At 59.8% G+C, this 2363-nt stretch carries 4 protein-coding genes and 1 pseudogene; 1 reads left to right on the plus strand and 4 read right to left on the minus strand.

Going from position 1 to position 2363, the window contains the following annotated elements:
* Positions 1-174: 174 nt before the first annotated feature.
* The 3 genes and pseudogenes from ACOSYY_RS20455 to ACOSYY_RS19680 all read right to left on the minus strand — a co-directional run.
* Positions 175-357 (minus strand): annotated as a pseudogene (locus ACOSYY_RS20455) (alpha/beta fold hydrolase); the annotation flags it as partial.
* 47 nt (positions 358-404) lie between these two features.
* Positions 405-686, minus strand: coding sequence for a VOC family protein (locus ACOSYY_RS19675; protein ID WP_421664657.1), 282 nt, complete (start codon positions 684-686; stop codon positions 405-407).
* 178 nt (positions 687-864) lie between these two features.
* Positions 865-1287, minus strand: a complete 423-nt coding sequence (locus ACOSYY_RS19680) for a VOC family protein (protein ID WP_289266720.1) — start codon at positions 1285-1287, stop codon at positions 865-867.
* 286 nt (positions 1288-1573) lie between these two features.
* Here ACOSYY_RS19680 and ACOSYY_RS19685 point away from each other — a divergent pair, with 286 nt between their 5' ends.
* Complete coding sequence (locus ACOSYY_RS19685; RefSeq protein WP_421664658.1) at positions 1574-1903, plus strand: hypothetical protein; 330 nt, start codon at positions 1574-1576, stop codon at positions 1901-1903.
* A 114-nt stretch (positions 1904-2017) separates the two neighbouring features.
* Here ACOSYY_RS19685 and ACOSYY_RS19690 read toward each other — a convergent pair.
* The coding region (locus ACOSYY_RS19690) for a tetratricopeptide repeat protein (RefSeq protein ID WP_421664659.1) at positions 2018-2363 on the minus strand (346 nt) is incomplete at its 5' end.

Below are 2363 nucleotides of genomic sequence, written 5' to 3' on the forward strand. Positions count from 1 at the left end.
GGGCATAGGGATCGGGGGTCACGGTAATCTGAGATACGTTCATGCAACCTCCTTTCCGCTCGTGTCAGCGACGACGCCGCCTGCCCGCGAGCATGAGCCGGGACGCGCGGTCGGATCAAATGGTTGTCGTGGCGCAGGCAGCGCGCACTCCATTCCTCTCGGTGAATGACGGCACGCGACCGTTCTCTTGTCTCCCGGGACATGTGGAATGATGTTGCGCCACAGATAGGAGGACGTCGGATTGCCATGAAGGAACACGATCGGATCGCCTTCTCCGACATCCACATAGCTCATGTCTGTGTCCAGCACGCGCACCCGTTGTCGTGGGTGTGCATCAACGCTCGCAATAGTCGGCATATGAATTGTGTCGTGCATGTTGTCCTCCATGGCTGGTCGGCTCACAACTACCCCTTCTGCCCGTGGGCTTGATCCATCCAGAACACTTCCCAGATGTGGCCGTCCGGGTCCTCGAAGCTCCGCGCGAACATGAAACCATAGTCCTTGGGGAGTCTGGCTCCTTTCCGCCCGCTTTGATCGCCTTGCCGGCCACCTCGTTCACCTTCTCCTTGCTGTCGACGGCAAGCGCGGTGAGCACCTCCGTTGTCTCGTGGGCGTCGGCGATCGCTTTTCGTAAACTCCTTCGCTTTGTCATGCGCCAGCAGCATCGCGTAGATGTCCTCGCTCATGTCCATGCAGGCGCGGACTTGTCTGTGAACCGCGGGTTGAACGCAAATCCGAATCGACTTGAAGAAGCCATCGACTTGTCGAGTCCTGGACGGGGAGATTGACCAAAATCTTGCTGATCCTTTGCGACTCTTTCCTGCAGTGACGGGATTCGTCGGGCTCTTGCGCACACGACGATGGCTATTCCGCCGCCTCCCACGCAGGATTCCAGGCGATCTCCCACAAATGCCTGTCGGGGTCCTGGAAATAGCCCGCATAGCCGCCCCAGAACGTGTCTTGCGCCGGCTTGACGATGATCGCCCCGGCCTGGCGCGCCTGCTCCATGACAATGTCCACTTCCTTCTTGGACGAGACGGTATGTCCGAGCGAGAACTCAGTAGCGCTGGGCTTCTCCAAAGACAGCCCGGAGTCTCGCGCCAGACTCTGGCGCGGCCAGAGCGCGAGCTTCACTCCGGCCTCTAAATCAAAGAAGACCACTGCGCCGTGCTCGAACTCCGTTCCGATGATGCCCTCCGTCTTCAGCCCCAGACCGTCGCGATAGAAACGCAGGGACCTGTCCAGATCATCGACGCCGACGGTGATGACGGAGATGCGTGGCTTCATGGCAAGGTCCCTTCGCGTGTCAGCCTTCAGGCGCAGTTCCTCGTGTGGAACCGTCTCTCACTTCCTCCATGCTCTGTAGACCATCATCCGGATGCCGCCGTCCATCACCTCGCTCACGAGCGTTGGAGCCCGAAGATGACGGGGACTCTCCTCAAAGTTCATCATCGCCGGTAGATAATGATTCAGGCTCTTCCGGAAATCGTGTGGGTGAAGTTGATGACTCCGGCTGACGTTGGACCCGTTGCATCCAGAAAGGCAACGGGTTCCCCGACACTCGGGTTGCGTCATGATGCGTTGGCGTCAGGAGGCCGTTCCTGGTCGTCCTGTCGGCCACCGCGACTGTGAGGCGACGCCGGAGCGTCAAGCCGTCGCGGTGGCACCAGGATCAACCTGCATTCGCCCCGTTCCCGCCATGACGCGAACCCTCTGTGTCCGCCCTTCCAGCCGGGGCTGGCACGATGGCACCTCGTCCGATGGCCCGCACAATTTCCGGAAAAGCCCTTGGGCTGCTCTGCAGGCATTGGGGTGGCTTCAGGGTCGGCATGGGGGTGACGCTGCCTTCGCTGAAGAAGCGGGGCCCCACCGGGGGTTTGTCGAGCAGGAAAGCCGAAAGTGACCAAGGCACCACGGCCGCAGACCGTGGCCGTAGGAATTTCGGACGGGTTTCCGCTCGGCAAGCCCCGTTAGGGGCGCTCTGAGAGGTGCGGCAGAACAAGCCCCATGCCGACACTCAACTTGAGTCACCCACACAAAATCCTGAAGAGCCTAAAGACTTATCGTCTCGGTGCTTGGACCATATCTTAAACGCTTGAGTCAGTAATTCTTGGGCTTCCTCCTCTCGGTGCGCTTTTTTGAGGACAAAGGCCAAGGCTTCTAAGTTGGCGGCTACATCCAAGTGGCCGGGGCCAAACACCTTTTCATTGATCTTCAGCGAGAGCCGGAGCTGGTGTTCTGCCTCGGCATACCGGCGCTGCACGGCATAGAGGCCTCCTAGTTTGCTCAGAAGCATCGCGATGTGAGGATGGTCCGGGCCCAGGGCGTTCGATGTGATCTCTAGTGATGCCTTTAGCAGGCGT

It is taken from the genome of Nitrospira sp. BLG_2, from assembly GCF_049222245.1.